General features: G+C 67.1%; 4 protein-coding genes and 1 pseudogene. All 5 read right to left on the bottom strand.

Annotated elements, in window-relative coordinates; all coding sequences use genetic code 11:
• Window positions 1-1,151, bottom strand: a 1,151-nt coding sequence (locus tag AB7E35_RS13715; protein WP_428164381.1) for an acetate/propionate family kinase, incomplete at its 3' end; no start/stop codon positions are given.
• A 20-nt stretch (window positions 1,152-1,171) separates the two neighbouring features.
• Complete coding sequence (locus AB7E35_RS13710) at window positions 1,172-2,611, bottom strand: bifunctional enoyl-CoA hydratase/phosphate acetyltransferase (RefSeq protein WP_428164382.1); 1,440 nt, start codon at window positions 2,609-2,611, stop codon at window positions 1,172-1,174.
• A gap of 14 nt (window positions 2,612-2,625) precedes the next feature.
• Complete coding sequence (gene fabI / locus AB7E35_RS13705; RefSeq protein ID WP_428164383.1) at window positions 2,626-3,405, bottom strand: enoyl-ACP reductase FabI; 780 nt, start codon at window positions 3,403-3,405, stop codon at window positions 2,626-2,628.
• 79 nt (window positions 3,406-3,484) lie between these two features.
• Entirely contained in the window at window positions 3,485-3,922 is a 438-nt protein-coding gene (locus tag AB7E35_RS13700; RefSeq protein ID WP_428164384.1) for a hypothetical protein, read from the bottom strand.
• Window positions 3,912-4,505 (bottom strand): annotated as a pseudogene (locus AB7E35_RS13695) (PHA/PHB synthase family protein); the annotation flags it as partial. The pseudogene AB7E35_RS13695 and the gene AB7E35_RS13700, both read right to left, overlap by 11 nt.

Below are 4,505 nucleotides of genomic sequence, written 5' to 3'. Positions count from 1 at the left end.
ACGCGGCCTTCGTCGGTGGGGATGACCCAGATTTCGACGGAGCTGTCGGGCGCGTGGATGGCGTAGGCTTCTTTGCCGTCGGCCTGGCGGTTGCGCTGCGGCTCCAGGTGCAGCCCCAGCCAGCGCAGGCGGTTGCACACTTGCTCGCGCAGCACGACGTCGTTCTCGCCAATGCCGCCGCTGAAGGCCAGCACGTCCAGGCCGCCCAGGCAGGCCATCATGGCGCCAGTCTCGCGCACCACCCGGTGGGTGAACTGATCAATGGCGCGCTGCGCGCGCTCGCTGCCGTCGGCGCGCAGCTGGCGCATGTCGGCCGAGATGCCGGACACGCCCAGCAGGCCGCTTTGCTTGTACAGCAGCTTTTCAATGCGGGCGTGATCCCAGCCTTGCTCCATGAGGTACAGCAGCACGCCAGCGTCCAGGGCGCCGCTGCGCGTGCCCATCATCAGGCCGTCCAGTGCCGAAAAGCCCATGGTGGTGGCCATGCTGCAGCCGTCGAGCGCCGCGCACAGGCTGGCGCCGTTGCCCAGGTGGGCCATGATGACGCGGCCGCGCCCGCGGATGGTCTGCTCTTGCAGCACCGACATCACGTACTGGTACGACAGGCCATGAAAGCCATAGCGGCGCACGCCCTGGTCGCGCAGTGACTGGGGCAGCGCGAAGGCGTAGTCCACCTCGGGCATGGTGGCGTGGAAGGCGGTGTCAAAGCACGCGATTTGCGGCACGCCCGGAAAGGCGTCCCGAAAGCGCCGGATGCCTTCGAGGTTGTGGGGCTGGTGCAGCGGCGCCAGAGAATTGAAGCGCGCTAGCTGCTCCAGCACCGCGTCGGTGGCGATGACGCTTTCGTTGATTTCCCCGCCGCCATGCACCACGCGGTGCGCCACGGCTTCGATGCCGGGCACGTCGGGCAGGCTTTGCAGCAGGGTGTGCAGGCGCTCCAGCGCCACGGTGAAGGCAGACTTGCCTGCGGCGACGGCCAGGGGCTCCTGGCTTTTTTGCCCCTGGTACTTCCAGTCGATCACGGGGCTGCCGCCCGGGGCCAGCCCCTGGATGCAGCCCGAGAGCACGTGGGGCTGGATTTGCCCGTCCTGCACGGGGTGCAGGGAGAACTTCAGCGTGGAGGAGCCGGCGTTGACGGAGAGGATGGCCATGTGGGTGTGCTTTCCGTGCTTCAGCCGAGCTTCCAGGCGTTTTCGAGGTGGTGCTTGCGCTGGTCGTGCGCAGCCAGCACGGCCAGCACGGTGGAGGCCACGCGGGCCATGGGGCCGTCGGCGCGGCTGGTCAGCGCAATGGGCACGCGCGCGCCCAGTACCAGACCCGAGCCGTTGGCGCCGGCCATGTATTCGAGCTGTTTGGCGATCATGTTGCCGCTTTCCAGGTTGGGCACCGCCAGGATGTCGGCCTGCCCGGCCACGTCGGAGGTGATGTCCTTGATGCGCACGGCTTCCATCGAGATGGCGTTGTCGAAGGCCAGCGGGCCGTCGAGCAGCCCGCCCTTGATCTGGCCGCGGTCGGCCATCTTGCACAGGGCGGCAGCGTCAATGGTGGAGGCAATGGCCGGGGTGACGGTCTCGACCGCCGACAGGATGGCCACCTTGGGTTGCTGCGTGCCCATGATGCGCGCGAAGTCAATCGCGTTCTGGATGATGTCGGCCTTCTCTTTGAGCGTGGGCTGGATGTTGATGGCCGCGTCGGTGACGATGATGGGCTTGGGGTACAGCGGCACGTCAAAGCGAAAGACGTGCGACAGGCGGCGTCCGGTGCGCAGCGTGGGCTGGGCGAGCACGGCCTTGAGCAGTTCGTCGGTGTGCAGGCTGCCCTTCATGACGATCTCCACCTCGCCGCTGGCGGCCATGCTGGCGGCGCGCTCGGCGGCGGCGTGGCTGTGCTCCACGGAGATGATCTCGGCGCCTTCGAGGCTGATGCCGGCCTCTTCGGCAACGCGGCGGATGCGGCCTTCGGGGCCAATCAGCACGGGCACGATGAGGCCGTGGGCGGCGGCGTCCATGGCGCCGGACAGCGAGCCCGCGTCACAGGGATGCACCACGGCGCAGCGCACGGCTTCAAGTTCGTCCGCGCGGGCCAGCAGCTCTTTGTGGCGGGCCTCGGGGTCGAACAGCTGGATTTGCGGCGCGTTGATCTTGGGCACGCGCACCTTCTGCGTGGGCGGCATCAGGCGGGCCACGCCCTTGAGCACCACGTCACCCTTTTGGTTGGTGACCTGGCAGTCCAGGGCGATGCGCTTTTTCTCGTCGTCTTTTTCCGTCACGGTGACCAGCACCGTGAGCGTGTCGCCAATGCGCACGGGCTTGGTGAACTTGAGCTCCTGGCCCAGGTAAATGGTGCCGGGGCCGGGGAACTGCGTGCCAAACAGCGCCGATATCAGCGCCGCGCCCAGCATGCCGTGCGCGATGACGCCGTGGAACATGGTGGCGTCTGCGTACTCGGGGTTCAGGTGGGCGGGATTGATGTCGCCCGAGACGGCGGCAAAGGCCTGGATGTCTTCGAGCGTCACGGTGCGCAGCAGGCGTGCGCTCTGGCCCACGCTCAGCTCGTCATAGGTGACGTTCTCCATCCATTCGGTTTCGAGATCGTGGTTGTGGTTGTTCATGGCGCGTGTCCTGTTCAATCTACGGCGTGGACGCCCGCGTCCACAAAAATGGTCTGTCCGGTCATGCCGGAGGCGGCGTCGGTGCACAGGAAGGCGCTGAGCTGCGCGATTTCTTCCAGGTTGACGAGGCGCTGCAGCGGCGCCTTGGCGCGGGCCGTGGCCATGAGCGAGTCAAATTCGGCAATGCCCGACGAGGCCCGCGTGAGGATGGGGCCGGGCGAGACAGCGTGCACGCGGATGTTCTTGCCGCCCAGCTCGACCGCCATGTAGCGCACCATGGATTCGAGCGCCGCCTTGATGGGGCCCATCAGGCCGTAGCGGGGCACCGCTTCGCTGGAGCCCAGGTAGGTCATGGCCAGCATGCTGCCGCCGTCGGGCATGTGCGGCGCGCACAGTTTGGCGACCTCCGCGAACGAATGGCACGACACGTTCACCGCGCGGGCAAAGCCCTCGCGCGAGCTGTCCACCACGTCGCCATGCAGGTCCTGCAGCGGCGCCCATGCGATGGAGTGGATGACGAAGTCCAGCTTGCCGAACTTTTTGACCGCGCTGTCCACGGCAGCTTCCAGCTGGCCGTCTTGCTCGACGTCGCAGTTGACCAGATCGATGCCCAGGGGCTGCGTCAGGGGCTCGACGTATTTGCGGGCCTTGTCATTGAGGCAGGTGACCACCAGCTCGGCGCCCATGTCGTGAAACAGCCGGGCGCAACCCCAGGCAATCGAGCTGTTGTTGGCCACGCCCAGGATCAGGCCTTTTTTGCCGGTCAGACTAAATGCTTCGGGTAGGTTGTTCATAGGTTGACTAGGTTGGGAGACATGGGAGGGCTCGGGACTGCGCTTGTGCCAGCCCGGTCGGGAGATCAGCGATACGGGGTCAGTCCTGTTCGAAGAGCCGCTTCAGGCCGGCGCCGTCCGCGCCTTGCCTGAAGCCTTCGCGCACAAGTTGCTCTTGCGCCATGACCAGAATGTGACGCGCGGCATCCACCCCCACGCGCTCCACATAGCTGCTGGCCACGCCGTAACGCAATACCAGCAGGCCGCGCAGCTCTTCGTGCAGGTGGCTTTTGCGGCGGTCTGCGGTCATGCCGGTGCGCGGCACTGCCCGCCGGTCGGGGTTGACGCGGCGGTCGGGAATGGGCGGCTGGGCTGCGTCGCTATGGAGCACGCGTTCAAGCTCGGCCTCGCTTTCCAGGTTCACACCCAGGTAGCTGGCCAGCCTGGCAATGCGGGCGCTCAGATCGCAAACCGCGTCGCTCATGCGGCGCAGCTGGTCTTCGATCGGGTCGTCCGCGTCGCGTTGGTCAGTCGGCATATCGCACCATGACGTACTCACCGGGGGCGTCGCACAGCACGGTGGCCGGGTCGATTGCCGGGGGCGCCACGGGCTCGCCCGAGCGCTCCTTGAGCCAGGCGTCCATGGCTTCCCACCACGAGCCCTCGCGCACGGGGGCATTGGCTTCCCACTCATCGGGGCTGACCCAGCCGTGACCGTCCTCGGTGGCGGCAATCTGGTAGCTGCGGCGCGGGCGCCCCGGCTCGGAGACGATGCCCGCGTTGTGCCCGCCCGCCGCCAGGATGAAGGTGACGTGGGTGTCGGTTTGCAGGTGGATCTTGTACACCGAGCGCCAGGGCGAGACATGGTCGCGCGTGGTGCCCACCACCAGCATGGGGGCGTGGATGTCCATCAGCGCCACGCTCACACCGCCCACGCGGTAATGGCCCGTGGCCAGGGCGTTGTTCAGGAACAGCGACGACAGGTATTCGGAATGCATGCGCGCGGGCAGGCGGGTGGTGTCGGCGTTCCAGCTCATCAGGTCGAAACTGGCGTCGTCTTCGCCCATCAGGTAGCGGTGCGTGTTGCGGCCCCACAGCAGGCCGCGCGAGCCGAGATAGAC

It is taken from the genome of Diaphorobacter sp., assembly GCF_050251835.1.
Taxonomy (GTDB): domain Bacteria; phylum Pseudomonadota; class Gammaproteobacteria; order Burkholderiales; family Burkholderiaceae_C; genus JBFXIE01.
Note: the sequence above shows the minus strand (reverse complement) of the source record. Positions and strands in the feature narration are given on the sequence as shown.

Bases quoted from the DNA above. Each gene is read 5' to 3' on its own strand.
- AB7E35_RS13710 (WP_428164382.1), bottom strand. From the start codon at position 2,611: ATGAACAACCACAACCACGATCTCGAAACCGAATGGATGGAGAACGTC.
- fabI (WP_428164383.1), bottom strand. From the start codon at position 3,405: ATGAACAACCTACCCGAAGCATTTAGTCTGACCGGCAAAAAAGGCCTG.
- AB7E35_RS13700 (WP_428164384.1), bottom strand. From the start codon at position 3,922: ATGCCGACTGACCAACGCGACGCGGACGACCCGATCGAAGACCAGCTG.